Source organism: Streptomyces sp. NBC_01176 (genome assembly GCF_045039825.1).
GTDB lineage: Bacteria > Actinomycetota > Actinomycetes > Streptomycetales > Streptomycetaceae > Streptomyces.
Genome location: NZ_CP108600.1, coordinates 4,057,858 through 4,081,743, shown reverse-complemented (window position 1 = coordinate 4,081,743; position 23,886 = coordinate 4,057,858). Strand labels below are relative to the sequence as shown.

Below are 23,886 nucleotides of genomic sequence, written 5' to 3'. Positions count from 1 at the left end.
GGAGTGCGGAAAGCGGCAGGTCGGACCGGTTGCCTCGGGGGCCTTGAGCGGACGCCGACCCCCTCCGGCGGGTCGTGGCGGGCCGGGTCAGTGGGCCAGGGCCGGCTTCCGGGCCGCCTGGGCCCGCGCCGCGTGCGTGCCGAAGAGGGTGATCGACACGACGCCGAGCACCGCGAGCAGCCCGAGCGCCACCGTGCCGGCCCAGCCTCCCGCGTGGAAGGCGACGGCGCCGAGGGTGCTGCCGGCGCTGGAGCCGATGTAGTAGGCGGACTGGTAGAGGGCGGACGCCTGGGCGCGGCCCTCCTTGGCGGTGTGGCTCACCGACGAGGACGCCACCGCGTGGCCCGCGAAGAAGCCCGCGGTGATCAGGACCAGGCCGAGCAGGACCAGGGGGAGGGAGTCGGCCAGCGAGAGGAGGAGTCCGGCGGTGGTCGTGCCGCCCGCCAGGTAGAGGGAGCCGCGCCGGCCCAGGCGGTCGACCAGCCGGCCCGCCGTCGACGCCGACACCGTACCGACCAGGTAGACCAGGAAGATCGATCCGATGACGCCCTGGGGGAGCGAGAACGGGGCGTCGGTCAGGCGGTAGCCGATCACCGTGTAGACCCCGCCGAAGACCATCATGAACAGTGCGCCGATCGCGTACAGCCGGCACAGCAGCGGGTTGGCGAGGTGGTCGCGGACCGTGCGGACCAGGGCCCGCGGGCGCGGCGAGCCCGGGGTGAAGTGCCGGGGCGCGGGCAGCAGCAGCCGGAAGGCCACCGCGCACGCCACGGCGATCACGCCGATCGTGGCGACGGCGATCCGCCAGCCCCACTCCTGCGCGACCCAGCCGGTGATGACCCGGCCGCTCATCCCGCCGACGCTGTTGCCCGCCACGAAGAGGCCGATCGCCGTGATCAGCGCCTTGGGGCGGACCTCCTCCGCCAGGTACGCCGTCGCCGAGGCGGGCAGCCCCGCCAGCGCCGCGCCCTGTACCGCGCGCAGTGCCACCAGCGCGCCGATCGACGGCGCGAAGGGCACGAGCAGCCCGACCGCCACCGCGACCACCAGCGACGCCGTCATCAACGTGCGCCGTCCGTAGCGCTCCGAGAGCGCGCTCATCGGGAGGACGAAGAGCGCCAGTCCGCCCGTCGCGGCCGACACCGTCCAGCTGGCCTGGCTCGCGGTCACGCCGAGGTCCGTGGAGATGAGGGGGAGGAGGGCCTGCGTGGAGTAGAGGAGCGCGAAGGTCGCGACACCGGCGAGGAAGAGGGCGAAGCTCATCCGGCGGTAGCCCGGCCCGCCCGGGGCCAGACGGGAGTCGGCGGACGCGGGGACGGCGGCTGCGGCGGCGTCCACGGTGGTGGACGCCCCGGTACTGGCGGAAGGCATGCTTCGAAATTAGGACCCCACCATTCATCCGTCCAATGCATGGAATCGCCATAATCGTTCCCATGGTGCATCAGCAGAGGTCACAGGGTCACCTGTCACCGTCCAGTGACACAGAAGACATCGTCGCGGTGCTCGCCCCGCGTCTCGCGCACTTCGCCGGGGTCGCCCGCACCGAGCACGTGACGAGGGCCGCGCAGGAGATGCGGGTCCCGCAGTCGACCCTGTCGCGCGCCATGGTCCGGCTCGAACAGGACCTGGGCGTCGACCTGTTCGCGCGCCGCGGCCGTACGGTCTCCCTCACCCCCGCAGGCCGTACGTTCCTCTCCTCCGTCGAACGGGCCCTCGCCGAGATCGGGCGCGCCGCCGACGAGGTGCGCGCGGACGCCGACCCGGCCACCGGCAAGGTCGCCTTCGGCTTCCTGCACACGATGGGATCGGAGACCGTCCCCGGGCTCATCCGCGCCTTCCGCGCCGACCACCCCCGGGTCCGCTTCAGCCTCGTGCAGAACTACGGCGAGGCGATGCTGGAGCGGCTGCGCTCGGGGGAGCTGGACCTGTGCCTCACCTCGCCCGTGCCCGACGCGCCCGACCTGGTGGGCCGCCTCCTCGACGAGCAGAAGCTGCGGCTCGTCGTCCCCGCCGACCACCGGCTCGCCGCCCGCAGGCGGGTCCGTCTGGTGGAGGCCGCCGACGAGACCTTCGTGACCCTCGAACCCGGCTACGGCATGCGGCGCATCGCCGACGACCTCTGCCGGGAGGCGGGATTCACGCCGCGGATCGCCTTCGAGGGCGAGGAGACCGAGACGCTCCGCGGACTCGTCGCCGCCGGTCTGGGTGTCGCCCTGCTGCCGCCACCGGCCGTGGCCCGCCCCGGAGTCGTCGAACTGGCGATCACCGCTCCGCGCGCGGTCCGTGAGATCGGGGTGGCGTGGCTGGACGGCCACCCCGACACCCCGCCCGTGGCGGCGTTCAAGAAGTTCCTGCTCTCACGGCGGGGCCACCTGCTCCGGGACAGCCCCTAGAGGACGGGGAGCATCCCTTCGGGGCGCGGACGGCCCTCAGTGGCGCAGCGCCTTCCCGAAGCCCGAGGCGAGCGGCATCCGCAGGCCCAGCGGCGGTGGCGCCGCGAGCGCGTCCTCCAGCGGACGGGACAGTCCCCGCCCGAACAGCGCCCCCATCACGAAGTCCTCGGCCAGCGCGTGGACTTCGGTCCGGTGCTGGTGCAACCCGTGTCCGTCGGAGTGGACCTCGAAGCGGCAGACGTCGCGGTTGGACTTCTTGGCGCGGGCCGCGAGCCGGAAGGACAGTTCCGGGTCGGTGCGCTCGTCGTTGGTGCCGTGCACGATCAGCACGCGCCGCCCGGTGAGCTGTTTCACCGGTTCGGGTGGCGCCGCCATGTCCTCCTCGGGCAGCCAGGGTGCCAGCGCCAGCACGGAGTTGACGGCGGTGTGACCGGCCGCGCGCAGTGCGGCCCGGCCCCCCATGTCGACGCCGGCGAGGCAGACGGGAACGTCGCCGTAACGGCGTACGACCTCGTCGGCGGCCCAGGACGCGTCGCCCGCGAGATGCGCCTCGCTGCCGTTCCAGCCGCGGAAGCGGTAGTGCACGACATGGGCGGCCAGGCCCTCCGCCTGTCCCGCGCGCGTGAGGCGGCGGCCCAACGCGCGTACGGAGGCGGTCGCCCACATGGGGGAAGGCCTGCGGCCGGAGGTCTCGTCGCCGCCCGGGAGCAGCAGGACCACTCCGCTGACCGCTGTCGGCTCCGGGCCCAGTGCCCTCCCCAGCCGGGCGCTGCGTACCGGCGTCGCTTGCTGTGCCATGACAGAACAGTGTCAGAAGTGACGGTGTACGCCACCCGTCCGCCGGGTCACCGTTACATATCGACGGATCGGGACGACAGAACATCTACGCGCGTAGGGGCTACAGTGCGCGAATGACGAGCCAGATCCGGAACACCCCGAGCTCGGAACAGATCCTCCGGGCGCCCAAGGTCCTGCTGCACGATCACCTCGACGGGGGCCTGCGCCCCGGGACGATCGTCGAACTCGCCCGGGAGAGCGGCTACTCCGGGCTCCCCGAGACCGACCCCGGCAAACTCGGCGTCTGGTTCAGGGAGGCCGCCGACTCCGGTTCCCTCGAGCGGTACCTGGAGACCTTCGCGCACACCTGCGCCGTCATGCAGACCCGTGAGGCGCTGGTGCGGGTCGCCGCCGAGTGCGCCGAGGACCTCGCCGAGGACGGGGTCGTCTACGCCGAGGTGCGGTACGCCCCCGAACAGCATCTGGAGCGCGGGCTCACCCTCGAAGAGGTCGTGGAGGCGGTCAACGAGGGCTTCCGGGAGGGGGAGCGCCTGGCCCGGGAGAACGGCCACCGCATCCGGGTGGGCGCGCTGCTCACCGCGATGCGGCACGCGGCCCGCGCCCTGGAGATCGCCGAACTGGCCAACCGTTACCGGGACCTGGGTGTCGTCGGCTTCGACATCGCGGGGGCCGAGGCCGGCTTCCCGCCCACCCGGCACCTCGACGCGTTCGAGTACCTCAAGCGCGAGAACAACCACTTCACCATCCACGCGGGCGAGGCCTTCGGGCTGCCCTCCATCTGGCAGGCGCTCCAGTGGTGCGGCGCGGACCGGCTCGGCCACGGCGTCCGGATCATCGACGACATCGAGGTCGCGCAGGACGGCTCGGTGACGCTCGGGCGCCTCGCGTCGTACGTCCGCGACAAGCGCATCCCGTTGGAGCTGTGCCCCAGCTCCAACCTGCAGACCGGTGCCGCCGACTCCTATGCCGAGCACCCGATCGGGCTGTTGCGGCGGTTGCACTTCCGGGCCACGGTGAACACGGACAACCGGCTCATGTCCGGGACGAGCATGAGCCGTGAATTCGAGCACCTTGTCGACGCGTTCGGTTATTCGCTCGACGATCTCCAGTGGTTCTCGGTCAATGCTATGAAGTCAGCATTCATTCCTTTCGATGAACGACTTGCCATGATCAATGACGTGATCAAGCCGGGATATGCCGAGCTGAAGTCCGAATGGCTGTTCCAGCAGACCTCTTCCACCAGGGGATCCTTGGAGAATCAGGCCTGATCGGAGCGGCGGGGGACGGTCGGGTCTTCACTCATTCTCCATGACTCGACCGGTTTTCGATGTTTGCGGAGTGGCGCTTTGCGTGTTTACGGTTTTGGACCGCTCACATCCCCGTCACACGGATCCAAGGACGCATTCCATATGAAGCAGTCTGCTGCCAAGACCCTCGGTGTCGCCGCTCTCGGTGCCGCTTTCGCCGCCGTCGGCGCCGGCGCCGCGAACGCGACACCGGCCGTGCCGGACGCCTCGTCGGCGCTGAACACCGTCACCCAGGCGCTGCCCGCGCAGAGCGTGGCCAGTACGCTGCCGGGCGCGGGTCAGGCGCTTGCCCAGGGTCAGAGCGCGCTCGGTGCGGGTGTGGCGGCCGCCCAGCCCGCCGCCGCGAAGGTGCTCGCGAACGGCCCCACCGCGCCGGTGGCCGGGCTGCTCGGCGGCCTGCCGCTGCAGGGCCTGCCGACGCACGGCCTGCCGGTGAACGGACTGCCGATCGGCTGACACCCGCCGCCCGGGCTCCGGCCCGCACACGCGACAACGCCGGTGGGGCGCACCCGAGTCGGGTGCGCCCCACCGGCGCGTCGTGCTGTACGGCGAGGACCTCGCCGGCGCGTGACTACCAGGCGGTGCGGACCTTGTCCTCGGACGGGAACAGGATCCACAGCGCTATGTAGAGCAGGAACTGCGGCCCGGGCAGCAGGCAGGAGAGTACGAAGATCACACGCATCGTCGTCGCGGAGGTGCCGAAGCGCCGTGCCAGCGCTGCGCACACTCCGCCGATCATGCGGCCGTTGGTGGGGCGGGCAAGGGCGCTCATGAGGACTCCTTCGTGAACCGTGGCTGATCGTGTGCCGGATGTCCGGCCCCGATGTCTTCAACGCTACGGTGACGAAGCGGACGAAGCGTCGCTCTACGGTGCGATACCGACCCTGGGAATCGTCGGGGTCCGACCCTGAGCCGTGTCCTCCCGGGGGAGGGCCGCGCGGCGCCTGGTCTCGGCCCGGCGGCGGAGCCCCACCCTGACGGCGGGCACGACCGCGGCGTGGACCAGTGCCACGCCGACGGTGTTGAGCAGCAGCGCGTCGATGTCCACGACCTGCCCGGGAACGCCGGTCTGCAGCAGTTCGATGCCCAGCGAGAGCAGAGCGCCGGCGGCGACCGTGCGGACCAGGGAGCCGAGGGGCGAGGCGGTCAGCCTGCCGCCCGCCAGCGGGAGCAGGACACCGAGCGGGGCGAGCAGCCCCAGGCCCTCGCCGATGCGGCGGGCGGCCTGCGCGGGGCCCAGGGCGAGGTCCGCCCTGATACCGGCGAAGGGGCGCAGGTTGGCGGGGCTCACCCAGGGGACGTCCAGCGGGCGCAGCGTGATCCAGGCGACGAGCGCGAGATGCGCGACGAGGAGGAGACCTCCTGCCGCACGGACGCGGATCACGGCGCTGCCGCCGTCTTCGCCTTGACGTTGCACGCCTCCCAAGACGCGGCGGTCGGCAGGATCGGTTCCGGCTTGTCGGCGGGCTTGGCGCCCAGCGGTGAGGCGTGCGCCACACGCACGGGCCCCCGGGGCGGTCTCCCGGCTCTCCGCGGAGGCCGGGGACACACCCCGGGCGCGACGGTCAGGCGCCGTCGAGAGCCGTGGACGGCGGGGATTTCCTGTCGGGGTCGGAGCGGACGTCCGACGTGCACTGGTAACGGCGCAGCGGACTCGCGTCGGGGCCGCCGAGGACCACCGAACCGTCGTCCTCCGCCGCGGCGGAGTCGGAGAAGGTGCAGACGATCTGGGCCAGGGCCGCCGGGGTCAGCTCCCGGGGCGGGGTGCTCAGCCGGAGCGTGTCCTCCGGCTCCGAGGCGCTCCGGGGACGGGGTCCGCTCACGGTCATCCCGCCGCGCACGTCCGTCGTGTAACCCGCCTGCTGCTCCGGAGTGGAGGGCGACACGGCGAGCTCGTCGAGGAGCCCCTGCGCCACCAGGACGCGCCGCGCGCTCTCCGTCGCGCCGTCGGGCACCCGCACGGACCGGTCGACCGTCACCAACTGCCCGGAGCAGAGCAGGAACACCTGCACCGGGATGCCGCGGGAGGCCTGGGTGGAGACGTCCGGGCCGGACAGCGTGCACGGGACCCGGGAGGGTGCCGGGCCGAAGTCCGTGGGGACCTGGGTGGAACGGATGCCGCAGCCCGCGAGCAGCAGCGCGAGGAGGGGGACGGCCGGCCACCGGCGCGCGCCTCGACGTCGTACGGTCGTCATCCGGCGCTGCCCTTCGTGCCGTTCCCGGTCCGGTTCCGCTCGCGCTCGTCGTCGGCGAGCAGTTCCGAGGCGTCCTGCGGGAGCCGGAGCGTGAAGACCGCGCCTCCCTCGGCCGCGTTCGCGGCGGTGATCTCGCCGCCGTGGATGTGCGCGTTCTCCAGGGCGATCGACAGACCCAGGCCGCTGCCCTCGGAGCGCGGGCGCGACGCGCTCGCCTTGTAGAAGCGGTCGAAGACGTGCGGCAGGACGTCCTCGGGGATGCCGGGACCGTGGTCCTGGACCTCGATCAGGAGGTCGTCCGCCTCCTCCCGGACCGAGACACGTACCGGACTGCCGCCGTGCTTGAGCGCGTTGCCGATCAGGTTGGCCAGGATCACGTCCAGGCGGCGCGGGTCGAGACGCGCCATGATGCCGCGCTCGGCGTCCAGGTCCACCGCGTCCAGCCAGGCGCGGGCGTCGATGCAGGCGGTGATCTGGTCGGCGATGTCCACGTCGTCGAGGACGAGCCGGGCGGTGCCCGCGTCGAAGCGGGTGACTTCCATGAGGTTCTCGACCAGGTCGTTCAGACGGCGGGTCTCACTGACGACCAGACGCACGGCGGGCTCGATCATCGGATCGACGCTGCCGGTCTCCGCGTCCAGCTCCTCCTCCAGGATCTCCGTCACGGCGGTGATCGCGGTGAGGGGCGTACGGAGCTCGTGGGACATGTCCGCCACGAAACGGCGGGACGCCTCGTCACGGGCGCTCATGTCCTCGACGCGCTTTTCGAGCGCCTCCGCCGTGTGGTTGAACGTCCGTGACAGATCGGCGAGTTCGTCCGTCCCCGACACGCGCAGCCGGGTGTCGAGCTTGCCCTCGCCGAGGCGGCGGGCGGCGATGCCGAGGCGGTGCACCGGCTTCAGGACCGTCGTCGCGGCGGCCTGGGCGAGCAGCGCCGAGCCGATCAGCGCGAGGCCGGTGGCGATACCGAGCGACCAGGCCAGGGAGTTGAGGTCCTTGGCCTCCGGCTCCAGCGACTTGAGCATGTAACCGGTCGTGGTCCCGCCGATCACCTTCGCGCCGCCCACCAGGTAGGGCTTGCCGTGGTCGGTGACGCGCTGCCAGTACAGGTGATAGGCCGACTTGTTGTTCGAGGAGAGCGACTGTTCCTTGTTCACGGCCTTCTGGAGGGACGCGGGCACGTCCTCCAGCGTGAAGGTGTCCAGCTCCGAGTTGCCCACCACGGGCTTGCCGCTGCCGTCCTGGGCCACCAGCAGCACGCTGAAGCGCTGGCTGCTGTTCGCCATCTGCCCCGCGGCGCGCTGCAGTTCGTCCTGCGCCGGACGCACCGGCAGCAGGCTCGCGTGGTTGCGCATCTCCTGCTGGAAGTCACGCAGCACCGCGTCCTGCGTACGCGTCAGCACGGCCTCGCGGTTGAGCCAGTACGCGATGCCGGACGCGGACACCGCGGCCGTGAGCGCGACGAGTCCGAAGACCACGACCAGCCGCAGCCGCAGACTGGTGAACCGCAGACCCGCGAGTATCGCCCTGCGCGCCGCGGCCCAGCCGCGGAGCCCGTCCTGCGGTGGGGTCACTGAGGACTGTCCAGCCGGTAGCCGACCCCGCGGACCGTACGGATGAGCGTGGGGGAGGACGGGACGTCCTCGACCTTCGCGCGCAGCCGCTGCACACACGCGTCCACGAGACGCGAGTCGCCCAGGTAGTCGTGCTCCCAGACGAGCCGCAGCAACTGCTGGCGGGACAGCGCCTGTCCGGGACGGCGGCTCAGCTCCAGGAGCAGCCGCAGCTCGGTGGGCGTCAGCTGGAGGTCCTCACCGTTCTTGGTGACCGTCATCGCCGCGCGGTCGATGACGAGGGAGCCGAACGTCGCCGAGTCGTTGGCCTCGCGCTCACCGCGCCGCAGCACGGCCCTGATACGGGCGTCGAGCACCCGCCCCTGCACCGGCTTGACGACATAGTCGTCGGCGCCGGACTCCAGTCCGACCACCACGTCGATGTCGTCGCTGCGCGCGGTCAGCAGAATGATGGGCAACTGGTCCGTGCGCCGGATGCGCCGGCACACCTCGAACCCGTCGATGCCGGGCAGCATCACATCCAGCACGATCAGGTCCGGCCGCTGCTCACGCAGCAGCTTCAGACCGTCCTCGCCGGTGGCAGCGGTGGCCACACGGTGTCCCTGGCGCGTCAAAGAGAGCTCCAGGGCCGTACGGATGGCGTCGTCGTCCTCGATCAGCAACAGGGAAGGCACGGACGTCATTCTGGCCCATGGTGAGGGACTCTTTCGACAGTTGGAGCGCTCCCACCCATCTCTCGCACAGAAGGGACGCATCGGAAGGCGTCCGAGCGGCCCTACCGCTCTTCTCCGTGATCGTGCTGTGACGCGCCCACAGAGGACCCCTGTGACAGGTCTGTGACAGTCGGCGGACACGGCCATGAAGTGCCCCGGGCAAGCTTTTCGACACAAGCAAGGAAGCACGGAGCGAGCACGGGGCCAGGCACGACGGCACCGGGCGCGTACGGAAGACACCGGGACTCCACGACGGGGGGCGCGAGATGAACACGCTGCACAGCACCAGCACGAGCGCAGTTGTCACGCGGCTCCACGACGTCACCCGGGGCACGGAGAAGTCCGGTGCCGTGAGCCCGCGGGGGTGCGCTCGCGGCACCGGGCGTCAGCACACCACGTACATGACGGTGGTTGACGCTTTCACGGGGGAGAGCCCCGCGGCGGCAGCCGCCGCGGGGACGGTCGGCGGGGCTCACGGGGGAGCCGCGTACGGGGAGGCCACGGGGGAACGTCGCTCGCTGTCGGAGGCGGAGTTCACCGCCTACGTCCAGGAGCGCCGCGCCTCCCTGTACGCAACCGCCTACCACCTGACGGGGGATCGTTTCGAGGCCGAGGACCTGCTGCAGAGCGCGCTGTTCTCGACGTACCGGGCCTGGGAGCGGATCAGTGACAAGGCCGCGGTCGGGGGCTACCTCCGTCGCACCATGACCAACCTGCACATCAGCGCGTGGCGCCGCCGCAAGCTGAACGAATACCCGACCGAGGAACTGCCGGAGACCGCGGGTGACACGGACGCGATGCGCGGCACCGAGCTGCGCGCCGTGCTGTGGCAGGCGCTGGCCCGGCTTCCCGAACTCCAGCGCACCATGCTGGTCCTTCGTTACTACGAGGGCCGCACGGACCCGGAGATCGCGGAGATCCTCGACATCAGTGTCGGCACGGTGAAGTCGAGCATCTGGCGGTCGCTGCGCCGGATGCGCGAGGACGAGGTCCTCAGCTTCGGCCGTGACGAGGAGGAGTCCTTCGGGGAGCTCGTCGCCTGAAGGTCTGCGGGGGAAGCGGTTCGCGCGGGGAACGGTTCCGGGGGGAGCCGACGGGGGACCGCGGGGAACCACGGGGGAAGCGGAAAAGGTCCGGGCGGACGGGGGGTCCGCCTGGACCTCTTTTCGTGTGCGGGCCCGGCGTGTCGCCGTGGCCGGCGGTCATGCCGCTGTCGTACAGCGATCCGCGGGGCCGGCCGCCGTGGCCAGCCGGCCCAGGGCCTCGTCCTTGTCGCAGGGGTGTGCGCCCAGCGCGGTCTGGCGCGCCACGATCGAGCGTTCGGCGCGCATCAGGCGCCAGCCGCGGCGGAGCAGGAACAGGACCGACTTGCGGCCCTCCTTGAGATCCCGCACGAAGCGCCGCCGGAACGTCGTCACCGGACCGCGGGACAGGCACAGCGCGTCGCCCAGCAGGCCCAGTTCACGGCAGCGCTCGACGATCTCGGCGGCGAAGATGCCCTCCGCGATGAACAGCGGAGTCCGTTCGATGCGCAGCGCCTCCGTGCCGGTACGGGCGCTCAGCGCGATGTCGTACACGGGAACGGTCGTACGTCCCGTACGGCACAGTTCCTCGATCGCGGCCACCGCCGTGTCCGCGTCCCATGACCGCGGGTGGTCCCAGTCGATGTCGGAACTCCCGTCCACCAGCGGCAGTGTCGGGTCGTCACCCTCCTTGTAGAAGTCGTCCAAGCGCAGCACGGGCAGGCCGGAACGGGCGGCGACGAGGGACTTGCCCGAGCCGGAGGGGCCACAGAGCAGCGCGACGCGGGTCGCTATCGGGGGAGGGAGACTCACGAGACACCAGTCTGACGCATCGCGCGGGCGGTGCCGACCCTGCGGGTCGTCGTTGGAGCGCACATCACACCTCAACTACCCTTCGCATCGGACCGATTACTTTGCGCTGCAGAAGGTGGCACCCGTCATGGCACGACACGCATCAGGCAAGAACCCGACCGCGCGGCGCGCGCTGGTCGCCCTGGCGACCGCGGGTGCGGCACTCGGGGCGGGCGCGGCCACGGCCGCCGCGGACACGGCTCCGGCCGTCGACGTGCTGCGCGCCCGGCCCGCGTCGGCGGGGGACCTCGACCCGCAGGCGGGCCTGCAGGCACTGACCGGCACGGTCGGATACGTCACCGGTCCGATCGCCGGCCTCAAGCCCAACCCGCTCGCGGGCACAGGCGTCGACCCGCTCGACAACGGGGTCGGCACCCAGCTCGCCGACTTCAAGCCGCTGAGTTCGCAGGCCCTGACGCGGCCGCTGGCGCAGGCGCCGTCGGTGGGCAGTGTGCCGGTGGTGGGGCAGGCGCTGGGGGTGCTGGGGGGTGCGTGAGCTTCCCCGCGCCCCTCGGGGGGCGCGGGGAACCCGACTCAGTACGACGAGCCCGAGGCGCCCAGTGAACCGGTCGGGTGCCAGACGGTCTTCGTCTCCAGGAAGGCCGTGAGGCGCTCGATGCCGGGGGTCTTCGCGTAGTCCACAGGCTGTGGACGCAGGACCCGCTTCAGGTTGTCGGCCGCGGCGATCTCCAGCTCCTTCGCCAGGACGTCGTCCGCGCCCGCGAGGTCGATCGCGTTGACGTCCTGGTGCGCGGCGAGGGGAGCGGCGATCTCCGCCGTCCTGCCGGAGAGGATGTTGACGACACCGCCCGGGAGGTCGGAGGTCGCCAGCACCTCGCCGAGCGACAGCGCCGGCAGCGGGGACTTCTCGCTCGCGATCACCACGGCCGTGTTACCGGTCGCGACCACCGGGGCGATCACCGAGACCAGGCCCAGGAACGAGGACTCCTGGGGCGCGAGGACCGTGACGACACCGGTCGGCTCCGGGGTCGACAGGTTGAAGAAGGGGCCCGCGACCGGGTTGGCCCCGCCCACGACCTGGGCGATCTTGTCGGTCCAGCCCGCGTACCAGACCCAGCGGTCGACGGCCGCGTCGACCTGGGCCGCCGCCTTCGACTTCGACAGGCCCTCCGCGTCCGCGACCTCGCGCGCGAACTGGTCCCTGCGGCCCTCCAGCATCTCGGCGACGCGGTAGAGGATCTGGCCGCGGTTGTACGCGGTCGCGCCGGACCAGCCGCCGAACGCCTTGCGCGCGGCGACCACCGCGTCACGGGCGTCCTTGCGGCTCGACTGCGGGGCGTTCGCCAGCCACTTGCCCTTCGAGTCCGTCACCTCGTACACCCGGCCGCTCTCGGAACGCGGGAACTTCCCGCCCACGTACAGCTTGTAGGTCTTGAAGACACTCAGACGGTGCTCTTCGGACTTGTCAGACATCGAGGTACGCCTCCAGGCCGTGGCGGCCGCCCTCGCGGCCGAAGCCCGACTCCTTGTAACCGCCGAACGGCGAGGTCGGGTCGAACTTGTTGAACGTGTTGGACCAGATGACGCCCGCGCGCAGCTTGCCCGCGACGGCCAGGATCCGGGAACCCTTCTCCGTCCAGATGCCCGCCGAGAGGCCGTACTGGGAGTTGTTGGCCTTGGCGACGGCCTCGTCCGGGGTGCGGAAGCTGAGGACGGACAGCACCGGGCCGAAGATCTCGTCGCGGGCGATGGTGTGCGCCTGGGTGACGTTGGTGAACAGCGTCGGGGCGAACCAGTATCCGGAGGAGGGCAGTTCACAGGCCGGGGACCAGCGCTCGGCGCCCTCGGCCGTGCCCTGCTCGACGAGCGAGGTGATACGGGCCAGCTGCTCGGCGGAGTTGATCGCGCCGATGTCGGTGTTCTTGTCGAGCGGGTCGCCCAGCCGCAGGGTGGAGAGCCTGCGCTTCAGGGAGTCGAGCAGCTCGTCCTGGATCGACTCCTGGACGAGGAGCCGGCTGCCCGCGCAGCAGACCTGGCCCTGGTTGAAGAAGATCCCGGTGACGATCCCCTCCACCGCCTGGTCGATGGGGGCGTCGTCGAAGACGATGTTCGCGCCCTTGCCGCCCAGTTCGAGGGTGACCTTCTTGTCGGTGCCGGCCACCTGGCGGGCGATGGCCTTGCCGACGGCGGTCGAGCCGGTGAACGCGACCTTGTTCACGTCGGGGTGCTCGACGAGCGCGGCGCCCGCGTCGCCGTATCCCGGAAGGATGTTGACGACGCCCTTGGGCAGGCCCGCCTGGCGGCAGATGTCCGCGAAGAACAGCGCCGACAGCGGGGTGGTCTCGGCGGGCTTGAGGACGACCGTGTTGCCGGTCGCCAGCGCCGGGGCGATCTTCCACGCCAGCATCAGCAGCGGGAAGTTCCAGGGGATGACCTGGCCGGCCACGCCCAGCGGGCGCGGGTTCGCGCCGAAGCCGGCGTGGTCGAGCTTGTCGGCCCAGCCCGCGTAGTAGAAGAAGTGCGCGGCGACCAGGGGGAGGTCGGCGTCGCGGGTCTCCTTGATGGGCTTCCCGTTGTCCAGCGTCTCCAGGACGGCGAGCTCGCGGGAGCGCTCCTGGACGATGCGGGCGATGCGGTAGAGGTACTTGGCGCGCTCGGAACCGGGCAGCGCCGACCACTTCTCGAAGGCCCTGCGGGCCGCCTTCACGGCACGGTCGACGTCCTCGGCGCCCGCCCGGGCGACCTCGGAGAGGACCTCCTCCGTGCTGGGGCTGACGGTCTTGAAGACCTTGCCGTCTGCCGCCTCGGTGAACTCGCCGTCGATGAACAGGCCGTACGAGGGGGCGATGTCGACGACCGAGCGGGACTCGGGTGCCGGTGCGTACTCGAATGCAGATGCCATGGTGATCAGTCCACCGTCACGTAGTCGGGGCCGGAGTAGCGGCCGGTGGCCAGCTTCTGGCGCTGCATCAGCAGGTCGTTCAGAAGTGAGGACGCGCCGAAGCGGAACCAGTGGTTGTCCAGCCAGTCCTCGCCCGCGGTCTCGTTCACCAGGACCAGGAACTTGACGGCGTCCTTGGTGGTGCGGATGCCGCCGGCCGGCTTCACGCCGACCTGGACGCCGGTCTGCGCGCGGAAGTCGCGGACCGCCTCCAGCATCAGCAGCGTGTTCGACGGCGTCGCGTTGACGGCCACCTTGCCGGTGGAGGTCTTGATGAAGTCCGCGCCGGCCAGCATGCCGAGCCAGGAGGCCCGCCGGATGTTGTCGTACGTCGACAGCTCGCCGGTCTCGAAGATGACCTTCAGACGGGCGGCGCCCGAGGCCTCCTTCACCGCGACGATCTCGTCGTACACCTTCAGGTAGTGGCCCGCGAGGAACGCCCCGCGGTCGATGACCATGTCGATCTCGTCGGCGCCCGCGGCGACGGCGTCCCGCACGTCGGCCAGCTTCACGTCGAGCGCGGCGCGGCCCGCCGGGAAGGCGGTGGCCACGGAGGCGACCTTCACACCGGAACCGGCCACGGCCTCCTTGGCGGTGGCCACCATGTCGGGATAGACGCAGACCGCGGCCGTGGCGGGCGCCGTGCGGTCGGTCGGGTCCGGGTGGACCGCCTTGACGCCGAGCGCCCGGACCTTGCCCGGGGTGTCCGCGCCTTCCAGCGTCGTCAGGTCGACCATCGAGATGGCGAGGTCGATCGCGTACGCCTTCGCGGTCGTCTTGATGGAACGGGTGCCGAGCGAGGCGGCGCGCGCCTCCAGGCCGACCGCGTCGACGCCGGGCAACCCGTGCAGGAAGCGGCGCAGGGTGCTGTCGGACGCGGTCACGTCGCCGAGTGCGTGGGTGGGGGCACCACCCTGCTCGAGCGAAGTCGAGTGCTTGGGGGAGGGTGCAGTGGTGGGCATGGTCACCACCCGAGCATATCTACGCGCGTAGCGGCTGTACAGCCCCGGGGGTGGATGCGGAAGGGGCGGGGCAACCCGGGGAGACGGCGGGGGCGGAAGAGGCCGCCGCGGACCGTCGGGCAGAATCGGGGGCATGACGACGCCCGATCACCAGCCACCCCCGCCGGACGCCTCGCGCCCCGAGTCGAGGGACCGGATCTACCGGTCATCCGCCGGCATCGCGGGCGGCGTGCTGCTGCTCGCCATCGTCGCCTGGCTCGGCATCGACGCGCTGGTCTCGGGACACGGGCGCACCCCGTGGCTGGCGCTCGCCGCGATGATCCTGGTGATTCCGCTGGTGAGCGCCTTCACCCTGCGCCCGGCCGTCTACGCCAACGAGGACCGGCTGCGCGTCCGCAACCCCTTCCGCGTGATCGTGGTGCCCTGGAGCGCGATCGCCACGCTGCGCTCCGGCTACTCCAACGAGGTCGTCACCACGGACGGCACCAAGTACCAGCTGTGGGCGATCCCCGTCTCGCTGCGCTCCCGCAAGCGCGCGGCCAAGCGGCAGACGCGGGGGCGGGCGGCGGCGGCCGACAGCGCCGGGCGCGTGACCCCGGCCGCGCCCGCGCGCGCCCAGGCCGACCGGGCCATGGACGACCTGCGTGAGCTCGCCGAGGCGCACCCGGCCACGGAAGGGGCGCAGGGCGCGGTCAGCGTGCGCTGGGCGTACGAGGTCATGGGTCCCGCGCTCGCGGGCGCCGTGGTGCTGGCGATCCTGCTCGCCGTGGGGTGACGCCACAGGGGTGCGGGTGCGCCGTCGCCGGTTCGCCGGGGTGAGCGAGGGACGGCCGGTTCGCCGGGGTGTGAGAACGGCGGGGGCCGCCGGTCGCGGCGCCGCGGGCCGGTGTCACCGCGTACGGCCGGCCGCGGTCCTGTACGACCGCGTGCGGCCGCCGGGCCGGGGCCGCCCCGGTCGCGCCGGGCGCGCGGTGTCCGGCACGGCATCTTGCCGCGTGGTCGGATCAGCTGGGTGCGGGTGCGGGTGCGGGTGCGGGTGCGGGTGCGGGCGGTACGCCGTCACGGACGCCGTTCAGGGCGCGCTCGGCCACACCAGGACCATGTACGCGCCGCAGTACGCCGCTCCCAGCACCGCGGTGCCCAGGGCCAGCGTCAGATAGCGGCGTGAGGCCCGGGACAGGTGCAGGGCCACCGGAAGCAGCAACGGGAAGCCCGGCAGGAGGAAGCGGGCCCGGGGGAAGTAGACACCGCCGCTGCCCAGCACGATGAGCAGCAGGACACCGGTGAAGAGCAGCAGCGGGAGCGGCCGGCGGTCCCAGACGCAGAGGACGTGGAGAGCCGTGGAGACGACGAGCGTCACCGTCACCAGGAACAGCTCCGGCGTCGAGTCGGTGACGAGTACCTCCCGCATCCGCCGCAGGGTCTCGGCGCCGCCGTCCCACTCGTTGTGCCACAGGCGCTGTACGGCGAAGTAGCCGTCCCAGCGGCCCAGGCGCCACCCCACCCAGCCGACGTACGCGAGCCAGCCCGCGGGGGCGAGGGCGGCGGCCACGAGGGCACGGGAGGAGAAGCGGTGGCGCAGGCCGAGCAGGGCCGTGACGGTGACGGCGGCCGCGACCGCGATGCCGGTGGGGCGGGTCAGGCCGGACAGCGCCGCCAGCCAGCCCGCCCAGAGCCAGCGGTCGCTGAGCACCGCGTACAGCGCCCATGCCGCGAACGCGGTGAACAAGGACTCCGTGTAGCCCATCCACTGCACCAGACCGACCGGGAGGGCCGCCCACAGGACGGTCAGCAGTACGGCGGCGCGGCGGCCGTGGAGACGGTGACCGACGGCGAAGACCCCCCATGCGGCGAGGAAGGAGGCGACCACCGTGATCAGCAGGCCCGCCGTCGCGAGGGTGCCCGGCGTCAGCGCCCCGACCGCCTTCACCAGGAACGGGTAGAGCGGGAAGAAGGCGAGGTTGTTGGCGTCGTAGGCGGTGCCCAGACGGTGCGTGTAGCCGTGCCGCGCGATGCCCAGATACCAGTTCGCGTCCCACTGCGTGGCGAGGATCGGCCGGACGCCGTGGTGTTCGGCGTGCGCCCAGAGCGCGAGGACGAGCAGTCCCACCAGGCGCACCGCGGCGTAGGCCAGCAGAGCGGGGGCCGCCAGGCCCAGCCGGGTGCGGAGCGAGGCCGCGGGGCCGGCCGCGGGCCTGGGGAGCCGGGTGCCCGGGGTGGTGTCCGGGAGGAGCCCGCCGGGGGAGTTCCGGGGCGGGGCGGAGGTCGGCCGGGAAGCGGTCGGGGGCACGCGGCAGCTCCTGGGACTCGGCGGTGCGCTACCGGTAACCGTTCCTCGGCCGGGTGGCGGCGCACGGGAGTGCTGCCTCAAGTGCCGGGCGGAAATCACCCGTAAGGGCGGTGGAGGGGTGGAGGGGTGGAGCGGGGTGCTCGGTGGGTCCACTCGGTGCCGCTCGGTGGCCCGCCCGCTCCTGCTCGGTGGACCCACCCGCTCCTGCTCGGCGGACCGGCCCGGTCCCCCTCCGTGTGCCCGTACCGCCCTGCCCCGTGGGCCCACCAGGTCCCGCCCGGCGGCCCCACCGGGGGCAGGCGTCAGATGCCGGCCGCCGCCGACAGGTCGCGCTTGATGGCCGTGAGCAGCTCGGCGGCCTCGGCGTGGGCCGCGGCGAGACCGGCGTGCGAGGCGACCGGGACCACGACCTCCAGGTAGCACTTCAGCTTCGGCTCGGTGCCGCTGGGACGGACGATGACGCGGGCGCCGTCCAGCGTGTAACGCAGACCGTCCGTGGGCGGGAGGCTGTCCGTGCCCAGGGTGAGGTCCTCGGCCCTGGTGACGGGCAGGCCCGCCAGCCGCGTCGGCGGCTGTTCGCGCAGGCTGCGCATGGCGTTCGCGATCACCGAGAGGTCCTCGACACGGACGGAGAGCTGGTCCGTGGCGTGCAGACCGTGCTCCACGGCGATGTCGTCGAGCAGGTCCAGCAGGGTGCGGCCGTCCTCCTTGAGCTGGGAGGCGAGCTCCGTGATCAGGAGGGCCGCCGTGATGCCGTCCTTGTCGCGCACCCCCTCGGGGTCGACGCAGTAGCCGAGCGCCTCCTCGTAGCCGTAGCGCAGGTCCTCCACGCGGGCGATCCACTTGAAGCCGGTCAGGGTCTCCTCGTACGCCAGACCCGCCTTCTCGGCGATCCGGCCGAGGAGGGATGAGGAGACGATCGACTCGGCGAAGGTGCCGCGGGCGCCGCGGTCGACCAGGTGCCGGGCGAGCAGCGTGCCGACCTCGTCGCCGCGCAGCATCCGCCAGTCCGCGCCCTCGCGGCCCTTCACGGCCACGGCGCAGCGGTCCGCGTCGGGGTCGTTGGCGATGATCAGGTCGGGGTCCGTCTCCCGGGCCTTCGCGAAGGCGAGGTCCATCGCGCCGGGCTCTTCCGGGTTGGGGAAGGCGACGGTGGGGAAGTCAGGGTCCGGCTCGGCCTGTTCGGCGACCAGTACGGGGGCGGGGAAGCCTGCGCGGGCGAAGGCGGCGAGCAGGACGTCCTTGCCGACGCCGTGCATCGCCGTGTAGACGGTGCGGGCGGTGCGGGGGGAGTCCTGGGCGAGCACGGCGTCCGTACGGGCCAGGTAGGCGTTCAGGACGCCCTCGTCGAGGATCTCCCAGCCGCCGTCCGGGCGGGGGACGGTGTCCAGGCGGGTGACGGCGTCGATCTCGGCCGCGATCTCGGCGTCCGCCGGGGGGACGATCTGCGAGCCGTCGCCGAGGTACACCTTGTAGCCGTTGTCGCGGGGCGGGTTGTGGCTGGCGGTGACCTCGACGCCCGCCACGGCACCGAGGTGCCGAATGGCGTAGGCCAGGACGGGGGTGGGGAGGGGGCGGGGCAGCACGGCGGCCCGCAGCCCCGCGCCCGTCATCACCGCGGCGGTGTCGCGGGCGAAGTCGGCGGACTTGTGACGGGCGTCGTAGCCGATGACGACGAGACCGCCGGTCTCGCCCTTGGCCTTGAGGTACGCGGCCAGACCGGCGGCGGCGCGGATGACCACCGCGCGGTTCATGCGCATCGGGCCCGCGCCGAGTTCGCCCCGCAGGCCCGCGGTGCCGAACTGGAGGGTGCCGCTGAAGCGTGCGGTGAGCTCGGTGACGTCCCGGGCGTCGATGAGCTTGGCGAGTTCCTCACGGGTCTCCGCGTCGGGGTCCTCGGCCAGCCACGCCTCGGCCCGTGCGATGAGTTCGTCCTGCACGTCGGGTGTACCTCTCTGTCTGTGGTGCCTTGCTGATACCGGGCCGCGGTGGGCTTTCCGCGCCATCGCCGCTCCTACCCCGTCCCGTTCCCGGAGACCGTCCCCCCAGGCCCCCACTTCGGCCTGAACGTCCTCGTCCTCGGACGCGGGCGGGCCGAGTCGCCCAGGGACGCGGGGAACCGCGTGTCCGGCCCCCACCCACCCGCGGCCGGACGACGCACCGTCGAACGCCGACACCGGGGGACCCGGGGCGCGGTCCTACAGCCGGTCCAGGACCTGGGTGAGCAGCGCACCCATGCGGGTCGCCGAGTCACGGCCGGCCTGGAGGACCTCCTCGTGGTTCAGCGGCTCGCCCGTCATGCCGGCGGCGAGGTTGGTGACGAGGGAGATGCCCAGCACCTCCGCCCCGGCCTCGCGCGCGGCGATGGCCTCGAGGACGGTCGACATGCCGACGAGGTCCGCGCCGATGGTGCGGGCCATCCGGATCTCGGCGGGCGTCTCGTAGTGCGGCCCGGTGAACTGCGCGTAGACGCCCTCCTCCAGGGTGGGGTCCACCTCCTTGCAGAGGGCGCGCAGCCGCGGGGAGTAGAGGTCGGTGAGGTCGACGAAGTTCGCGCCGACGATCGGGGAGGTCGCCGTCAGGTTGATGTGGTCGCTGATCAGCACCGGCTGGCCGGGACGCATGTCCGCGCGCAGGCCGCCACAGCCGTTGGTGAGCACGAGGGTCTTGCAGCCGGCGGCGACGGCCGTACGGACACCGTGCGCGACGGCGGCGACACCGCGGCCCTCGTAGTAGTGCGTGCGGCCCAGGAAGACCAGCGCCCGCTTGTCGCCGATCAGGTACGAGCGGACCTTGCCGCCGTGGCCCTCGACCGCGGGCGGGGGGAACCCGGGCAGCTCGGTGACCTGGAACTCGGCCTCGGGGGAGCCGAGGGCGTCCACGGCCGGTGCCCAGCCGGAGCCCATCACGAGCGCGACGTCGTGGGTCTCGGCGCCCGTGAGCTCCCGCAGGCGTGTGGCGGCGGCGTCGGCAGCGGCGTAGGGGTCGCCCTGGATGTCGTCCGGAAGAAGAGATGCGTTCACGCGCATGAGGGTAGCCGGTCCGGGCCTACGCGCGTAGATGATGGAGCTCACGGTCTTGCGATCGTTGTCTTGTCGTTTCCAACGAAGGGACCCGGGCTCGTCAGCAGGGGCGCTTGCGCAGCTCCATCACGTAGTCGTGCGGCGCTCCCGCCGACTCCGCCGCGTCGGCGATCTCACCGAGGTAGCGCGCGGAGGGGAGGCCGCCCTCGTACCCGTTCAGTACGTACACCCACGCGGGCTCCTCGCCCTCCAGCGTGTGCACCCGTACCCGCATCCTGCGATAGATGTCGAGGCCCACGCCCTCCCAGCGGTCCATGGAGTCCTCGTCCAGGGGGGCGATGTCGTACAGCGCCACGAAGACCTGCGAACGGGGCGCCTCGACGAGGGTCACGAGCGCACCCTCCCACCCCATGTGCTCGCCCCCGAACGTCAGCCGCCAGCCGTTCAGCCAGCCGGTGGCGCGCAGCGGCGAGTGCGGGGCGCGGCGCGTCATGAGCCGCGGGTCGAGATTGCCGGCGTACGCGGCGTAGAGCGACATGTGGTCGAGGGTACGGCAGTGAACACGTGCGCCTCCCGCGTAACAGAAGCAGCTCGAATACGCGGTCGGCGGCCCCCGGGGCGCGGGCACCTTGAAGCGTGCGGGACAATGGAGTACGTGACTCGGATCGTGATCATCGGTGGCGGACCCGGCGGATACGAGGCGGCCCTGGTGGCCGCCCAGCTCGGCGCGGAGGTGACCGTCGTCGACTGCGACGGTCTGGGCGGGGCGTCGGTGCTCACCGACTGCGTGCCGTCGAAGACCCTCATCGCCACGGCCGAGGTGATGACGACCTTCGATTCGTCGTACCAGGAACTCGGCATCATCGTCGCCGACGACACCCCGCCGGCGGAGCAGTCCGCGCGGGTGGTCGGGGTCGACCTGGGCAAGGTCAACCGCCGGGTGAAGCGGCTGGCGCTGGCCCAGTCGCACGACATCACCGCCTCCGTCACCCGGGCCGGCGCGCGTGTGCTGCGCGGCCGCGGCCGGCTGGAGGGCATGCAGTCCCTGGACGGCTCGCGCAAGGTCGTCGTGCGCGCCGCGGACGGCACCGAGGAGACGCTCGTCGCCGACGCCGTCCTCATCGCCACCGGCGGGCACCCCCGCGAGCTGCCCGACGCCCAGCCGGACGGTGAGCGGATCCTGAACTGGACACAGGTGTACGACCTGGACGAGCTGCCCGAGGAGCTCATCGTGGTCGGGTCCGGTGTCACCGGAGCCGAGTTCGCCGGCGCCTACCAGGCGCTCGGCTCGCGCGTCACCCTGGTCTCCAGCCGTGACCGCGTGCTGCCGGGCGAGGACCCGGACGCGGCGGCGGTGCTGGAGGACGTCTTCCGGCGCCGCGGCATGAACGTCATGGCCCGATCGCGCGCCGAGTCCGCCAAGCGGGTCGGCGACCGGGTGGAGGTCACCCTCTCCGACGGCCGCGTCATCAGCGGCTCGCACTGTCTGATGGCCGTCGGCGCCATTCCGAACAGCAGCGGCATGGGTCTGGAGGAGGCCGGGGTCAAGGTCAGGGACTCCGGGCACATCTGGACCGACAAGGTGTCCAGGACCACGGCCCCGGGCGTGTACGCGGCCGGTGACGTGACGGGCGTCTTCGCCCTCGCCTCGGTGGCGGCGATGCAGGGACGTATCGCCATGTACCACTTCCTGGGCGACTCGGTCACGCCGCTGAACCTCAAGACGGTGTCCTCCAACGTCTTCACCGACCCCGAGATCGCGACCGTGGGCTACTCGCAGGCCGACGTGGACGCGGGCAAGATCGACGCCCGGGTCGTCAAGCTTCCCCTGCTGCGCAACCCGCGCGCCAAGATGCAGGGCATCCGGGACGGCTTCGTGAAGATCTTCTGCCGTCCGGGCACCGGGATCGTGGTCGGCGGTGTGGTCGTCGCCCCGCGCGCCTCGGAACTGATCCACCCCATCTCGATCGCGGTCGACAACAATCTGACGGTCGAACAGATCGCGAACGCGTTCACCGTGTATCCCTCCCTTTCGGGCTCGATCGCCGAGGTGGCACGGCAGTTGCACACCCGTAAGCTGACCGACGAGGGCTGACGGGCGAAAGCGATTTCCCGCTGGTCACGGGGAGTCGCCGCCCATTCCCGCGGCATAGGCGGCGTGAGTAGACGCGTATACCACTTCGTACCCTGCCATGCGAACAACTTCTGTTATTCGGCGCAAACTGCTGAAAGCAGACGGTCGTTGGGGTTACTGTCAGTTTCGTGTTCGCTGCAGAACGTCGCCAATTGATCCTCGAAATGGTGCGAGCGAACGGGGCCGTGTCGCTCCGTGAGCTCGCCCGCGTCGTCCAGACCTCCGAAGTGACCGTACGGCGGGACGTGCGCGCACTGGAGGCAGAAGGACTCCTCGACCGCCGGCATGGCGGTGCGGTATTGCCGGGCGGGTTCACGCGGGAGTCCGGCTTTCCGCAGAAATCGCATCTCGCGACCGCCGAGAAGACGGCCATCGCCGATCTCGCCGCGGGTCTCGTCGAAGAGGGCGAGGCCATCGTGGTGGGCGCGGGTACCACCACGCAGGAGCTGGCTCGCCGGCTCGCGCGGGTGCCCGGCCTGACCGTCGTCACCAATTCCCTGCTGGTGGCCCAGGCGTTGGCCCATGCCAACCGTGTCGAGGTCGTCATGACGGGCGGCACCTTGCGCGGCTCCAACTACGCGCTGGTGGGCAGCGGTGCCGAGCAGTCCCTCCAGGGGCTGCGGGTCTCCCGGGCCTTCCTGTCGGGCAGTGGGCTCACTGCCGAGCGCGGCCTGTCCACCTCCAACATGCTGTCGGCGTCCGTCGACCGCGCGCTGGTGCAGGCCGCGGCGGAGGTCGTGGTCCTCGCCGACCACACCAAGCTCGGCACCGACACCATGTTCCAGACGGTACCGACCGATCTGATCACCCGTCTGGTGACCGACGAGCCGCCCGCGCACGACGATCGCGCGGTCACCGAACTGCAGGCGCTGGCGGACCAGGGCGTGCAGATCGCGGTGGCGGGGCAGTCGGGCGGTGGTACGGCAGGCGATACGGCCCCGGCGGGGCGTCAGCCGCGCCGGGACGTGCCCCTGCCCGGTCCGCGCCGCGGTCAGGTCCCGGGCGCCGGGCCGCAGTTGCGCAGCGCGACCTCTCTGGGCGAGCAGTCTCCCGGAGAGCGGGCTCGGGTGGCGGATTTACGCCGCCGTTGACCGAGGCGCAGACCGACGCACAGCCCGGGGCGGAGGCTGAAGCACGGGCCGAGGCGCCTTCCGATGCGCGGGCCGAGCCACCGCCGTCCGGCACCGAGCCAGGCGCCGACCACCGCGGCCGTGACGGTTCGTGACGGCCGGTGGTGACCCTTGACGGCACGCCGCGGCCCAGTGGCCGACGGCGACCGCTCCCGTCCTTCTGACCGCCGGTGAGGCCGGGCGCCGGGTCCCTGGCGGCCCGTCGTGACCCCTCGCCCACCGGATCGTGCCGGCCCATGGTGGAGCCGCACTCCGGATCGCCGCCCGGCCGTCCCCGCGCGAGGCCCCCCGGCCCACGTCCACAGGAGTGGGCCCGCGTCCACACGATCCGCCGGGAGTGCGGACCCCCACACCGGTGTCCCGCGTTCACCCGAACGGGCGACCCCCTGTGCCGCGCCCCCACTCACCCGCGCGATACCCGTCCGCCCGCGCCGCGCCGGACCGGACCGGACCGGGAACACGACGTGGACCTGTAACCGGAGTGGGACCTGTACCCGGATGTGGACCTGTACCCGGACATGGACCTGTACCCGGACGTGCACCTGTACCCGGACCTGGATCCGGACTCGACCTGGACCCGGGCCCGACCCC

At 72.0% G+C, this 23,886-nt stretch carries 23 protein-coding genes; 8 read left to right on the top strand and 15 right to left on the bottom strand.

What is annotated here, in order from left to right:
- Positions 1–87 precede the first annotated feature (87 nt).
- A complete protein-coding gene (locus OG199_RS17420) occupies positions 88–1,371 on the bottom strand; it encodes an MFS transporter (protein WP_356803570.1) in 1,284 nt (427 codons plus the stop codon).
- Between the two features lie 62 nt (positions 1,372–1,433).
- Between OG199_RS17420 and OG199_RS17415 the strand changes: the two genes are divergently transcribed.
- Complete coding sequence (locus OG199_RS17415; RefSeq protein WP_356803568.1) at positions 1,434–2,393, top strand: LysR substrate-binding domain-containing protein; 960 nt, start codon at positions 1,434–1,436, stop codon at positions 2,391–2,393.
- Positions 2,394–2,429: 36 nt separating this feature from the next.
- Here the strand turns inward: OG199_RS17415 and OG199_RS17410 are convergent, their stop codons facing one another.
- Complete coding sequence (locus tag OG199_RS17410; RefSeq protein WP_351725419.1) at positions 2,430–3,191, bottom strand: prolyl oligopeptidase family serine peptidase; 762 nt, start codon at positions 3,189–3,191, stop codon at positions 2,430–2,432.
- Between the two features lie 113 nt (positions 3,192–3,304).
- Here OG199_RS17410 and OG199_RS17405 point away from each other — a divergent pair, with 113 nt between their 5' ends.
- Both OG199_RS17405 and OG199_RS17400 read left to right on the top strand, forming a co-directional pair.
- Positions 3,305–4,459: an adenosine deaminase gene (locus OG199_RS17405; protein ID WP_356803566.1), complete on the top strand. Its 1,155-nt coding sequence runs from the start codon at positions 3,305–3,307 to the stop codon at positions 4,457–4,459.
- A 141-nt stretch (positions 4,460–4,600) separates the two neighbouring features.
- Positions 4,601–4,954, top strand: coding sequence for an ATP-binding protein (locus OG199_RS17400; protein ID WP_405830190.1), 354 nt, complete (start codon positions 4,601–4,603; stop codon positions 4,952–4,954).
- A 115-nt stretch (positions 4,955–5,069) separates the two neighbouring features.
- Here OG199_RS17400 and OG199_RS17395 read toward each other — a convergent pair whose 3' ends face one another.
- The 5 genes from OG199_RS17395 to afsQ1 all read right to left on the bottom strand — a co-directional run bounded on the left by OG199_RS17395 (position 5,070) and on the right by afsQ1 (position 8,941).
- Positions 5,070–5,270: a PspC domain-containing protein gene (locus OG199_RS17395; protein WP_266701008.1), complete on the bottom strand. Its 201-nt coding sequence runs from the start codon at positions 5,268–5,270 to the stop codon at positions 5,070–5,072.
- Positions 5,271–5,363: 93 nt separating this feature from the next.
- Positions 5,364–5,915, bottom strand: coding sequence for a VanZ family protein (locus OG199_RS17390; RefSeq protein ID WP_356803562.1), 552 nt, complete (start codon positions 5,913–5,915; stop codon positions 5,364–5,366).
- 148 nt (positions 5,916–6,063) lie between these two features.
- The gene (locus OG199_RS17385) at positions 6,064–6,693 is read right to left on the bottom strand and encodes a hypothetical protein (RefSeq protein WP_356803561.1); all 630 of its coding nucleotides are present in this window, start codon (positions 6,691–6,693) and stop codon (positions 6,064–6,066) included.
- Entirely contained in the window at positions 6,690–8,267 is a 1,578-nt protein-coding gene (locus tag OG199_RS17380; protein ID WP_401805659.1) for a sensor histidine kinase, read from the bottom strand. Before OG199_RS17380 ends, OG199_RS17385 begins: the two co-directional genes overlap by 4 nt.
- Entirely contained in the window at positions 8,264–8,941 is a 678-nt protein-coding gene (gene afsQ1 / locus OG199_RS17375; RefSeq protein WP_128380879.1) for a two-component system response regulator AfsQ1, read from the bottom strand. The genes OG199_RS17380 and afsQ1 overlap by 4 nt, the downstream gene beginning before the upstream one ends.
- A gap of 305 nt (positions 8,942–9,246) precedes the next feature.
- On the opposite strand from afsQ1, the gene OG199_RS17370 reads away from it, so the two are divergent.
- Complete coding sequence (locus OG199_RS17370; RefSeq protein ID WP_405830188.1) at positions 9,247–10,023, top strand: SigE family RNA polymerase sigma factor; 777 nt, start codon at positions 9,247–9,249, stop codon at positions 10,021–10,023.
- Positions 10,024–10,182: 159 nt separating this feature from the next.
- Here OG199_RS17370 and OG199_RS17365 read toward each other — a convergent pair whose 3' ends face one another.
- A complete protein-coding gene (locus tag OG199_RS17365) occupies positions 10,183–10,815 on the bottom strand; it encodes a uridine kinase (protein WP_356803557.1) in 633 nt (210 codons plus the stop codon).
- 127 nt (positions 10,816–10,942) lie between these two features.
- Here OG199_RS17365 and OG199_RS17360 point away from each other — a divergent pair, with 127 nt between their 5' ends.
- Positions 10,943–11,350 (top strand): hypothetical protein, encoded by a 408-nt coding sequence (locus OG199_RS17360; RefSeq protein WP_401805662.1) that lies wholly within the window; start codon positions 10,943–10,945, stop codon positions 11,348–11,350.
- Between the two features lie 38 nt (positions 11,351–11,388).
- Here the strand turns inward: OG199_RS17360 and OG199_RS17355 are convergent, their stop codons facing one another.
- Genes OG199_RS17355 through deoC form a run of 3 tightly spaced genes read right to left on the bottom strand, consistent with a single transcriptional unit; the run spans position 11,389 to position 14,718 of the window.
- Positions 11,389–12,288: an aldehyde dehydrogenase family protein gene (locus OG199_RS17355; RefSeq protein ID WP_405830187.1), complete on the bottom strand. Its 900-nt coding sequence runs from the start codon at positions 12,286–12,288 to the stop codon at positions 11,389–11,391.
- Positions 12,281–13,717, bottom strand: a complete 1,437-nt coding sequence (locus OG199_RS17350; protein ID WP_401805665.1) for an aldehyde dehydrogenase family protein — start codon at positions 13,715–13,717, stop codon at positions 12,281–12,283. Before OG199_RS17350 ends, OG199_RS17355 begins: the two co-directional genes overlap by 8 nt.
- Before the next feature lie 5 nt (positions 13,718–13,722).
- Entirely contained in the window at positions 13,723–14,718 is a 996-nt protein-coding gene (gene deoC, locus OG199_RS17345) for a deoxyribose-phosphate aldolase (protein ID WP_356803552.1), read from the bottom strand.
- Positions 14,719–14,851: 133 nt separating this feature from the next.
- Between deoC and OG199_RS17340 the strand changes: the two genes are divergently transcribed.
- Complete coding sequence (locus tag OG199_RS17340) at positions 14,852–15,493, top strand: PH domain-containing protein (RefSeq protein ID WP_356803550.1); 642 nt, start codon at positions 14,852–14,854, stop codon at positions 15,491–15,493.
- A gap of 297 nt (positions 15,494–15,790) precedes the next feature.
- On the opposite strand, the gene OG199_RS17335 is transcribed toward OG199_RS17340, so the two are convergent.
- From OG199_RS17335 to OG199_RS17320, 4 genes are all read right to left on the bottom strand, one after another.
- Positions 15,791–17,008 (bottom strand): mannosyltransferase family protein, encoded by a 1,218-nt coding sequence (locus OG199_RS17335; protein ID WP_405830185.1) that lies wholly within the window; start codon positions 17,006–17,008, stop codon positions 15,791–15,793.
- Positions 17,009–17,310: 302 nt separating this feature from the next.
- Entirely contained in the window at positions 17,311–18,948 is a 1,638-nt protein-coding gene (locus OG199_RS17330) for a phospho-sugar mutase (protein ID WP_405830183.1), read from the bottom strand.
- 258 nt (positions 18,949–19,206) lie between these two features.
- Positions 19,207–20,031, bottom strand: coding sequence for a purine-nucleoside phosphorylase (locus OG199_RS17325; protein ID WP_266701020.1), 825 nt, complete (start codon positions 20,029–20,031; stop codon positions 19,207–19,209).
- Positions 20,032–20,131: 100 nt separating this feature from the next.
- Positions 20,132–20,569 carry a gamma-glutamylcyclotransferase gene (locus tag OG199_RS17320; protein WP_054233631.1) on the bottom strand — a complete coding sequence of 146 codons (438 nt, stop codon included), beginning with the start codon at positions 20,567–20,569 and terminating at the stop codon, positions 20,132–20,134.
- On the opposite strand from OG199_RS17320, the gene OG199_RS17315 reads away from it, so the two are divergent.
- Positions 20,504–22,126, top strand: a complete 1,623-nt coding sequence (locus tag OG199_RS17315) for an NAD(P)H-quinone dehydrogenase (protein WP_405830180.1) — start codon at positions 20,504–20,506, stop codon at positions 22,124–22,126. The two genes, OG199_RS17320 and OG199_RS17315, sit on opposite strands and share 66 nt — an antisense overlap.
- 167 nt (positions 22,127–22,293) lie before the next feature.
- Positions 22,294–23,256, top strand: a complete 963-nt coding sequence (locus OG199_RS17310; RefSeq protein WP_266701022.1) for a DeoR/GlpR family DNA-binding transcription regulator — start codon at positions 22,294–22,296, stop codon at positions 23,254–23,256.
- Positions 23,257–23,886 lie beyond the last annotated feature (630 nt).

Excerpts from the sequence above, each read along its gene's own strand:
- OG199_RS17420 (WP_356803570.1), bottom strand. The coding sequence starts at position 1,371 with ATGCCTTCCGCCAGTACCGGGGCGTCCACCACCGTGGACGCCGCCGCA.
- OG199_RS17415 (WP_356803568.1), top strand. The coding sequence starts at position 1,434 with ATGGTGCATCAGCAGAGGTCACAGGGTCACCTGTCACCGTCCAGTGAC.
- OG199_RS17410 (WP_351725419.1), bottom strand. The coding sequence starts at position 3,191 with ATGGCACAGCAAGCGACGCCGGTACGCAGCGCCCGGCTGGGGAGGGCA.
- OG199_RS17405 (WP_356803566.1), top strand. The coding sequence starts at position 3,305 with ATGACGAGCCAGATCCGGAACACCCCGAGCTCGGAACAGATCCTCCGG.
- OG199_RS17400 (WP_405830190.1), top strand. The coding sequence starts at position 4,601 with ATGAAGCAGTCTGCTGCCAAGACCCTCGGTGTCGCCGCTCTCGGTGCC.
- OG199_RS17395 (WP_266701008.1), bottom strand. The coding sequence starts at position 5,270 with ATGAGCGCCCTTGCCCGCCCCACCAACGGCCGCATGATCGGCGGAGTG.
- OG199_RS17385 (WP_356803561.1), bottom strand. The coding sequence starts at position 6,693 with ATGACGACCGTACGACGTCGAGGCGCGCGCCGGTGGCCGGCCGTCCCC.
- OG199_RS17370 (WP_405830188.1), top strand. The coding sequence starts at position 9,247 with ATGAACACGCTGCACAGCACCAGCACGAGCGCAGTTGTCACGCGGCTC.
- OG199_RS17360 (WP_401805662.1), top strand. The coding sequence starts at position 10,943 with ATGGCACGACACGCATCAGGCAAGAACCCGACCGCGCGGCGCGCGCTG.
- OG199_RS17355 (WP_405830187.1), bottom strand. The coding sequence starts at position 12,288 with ATGTCTGACAAGTCCGAAGAGCACCGTCTGAGTGTCTTCAAGACCTAC.
- OG199_RS17350 (WP_401805665.1), bottom strand. The coding sequence starts at position 13,717 with ATGGCATCTGCATTCGAGTACGCACCGGCACCCGAGTCCCGCTCGGTC.
- deoC (WP_356803552.1), bottom strand. The coding sequence starts at position 14,718 with ATGCCCACCACTGCACCCTCCCCCAAGCACTCGACTTCGCTCGAGCAG.
- OG199_RS17340 (WP_356803550.1), top strand. The coding sequence starts at position 14,852 with ATGACGACGCCCGATCACCAGCCACCCCCGCCGGACGCCTCGCGCCCC.
- OG199_RS17320 (WP_054233631.1), bottom strand. The coding sequence starts at position 20,569 with ATGTCGCTCTACGCCGCGTACGCCGGCAATCTCGACCCGCGGCTCATG.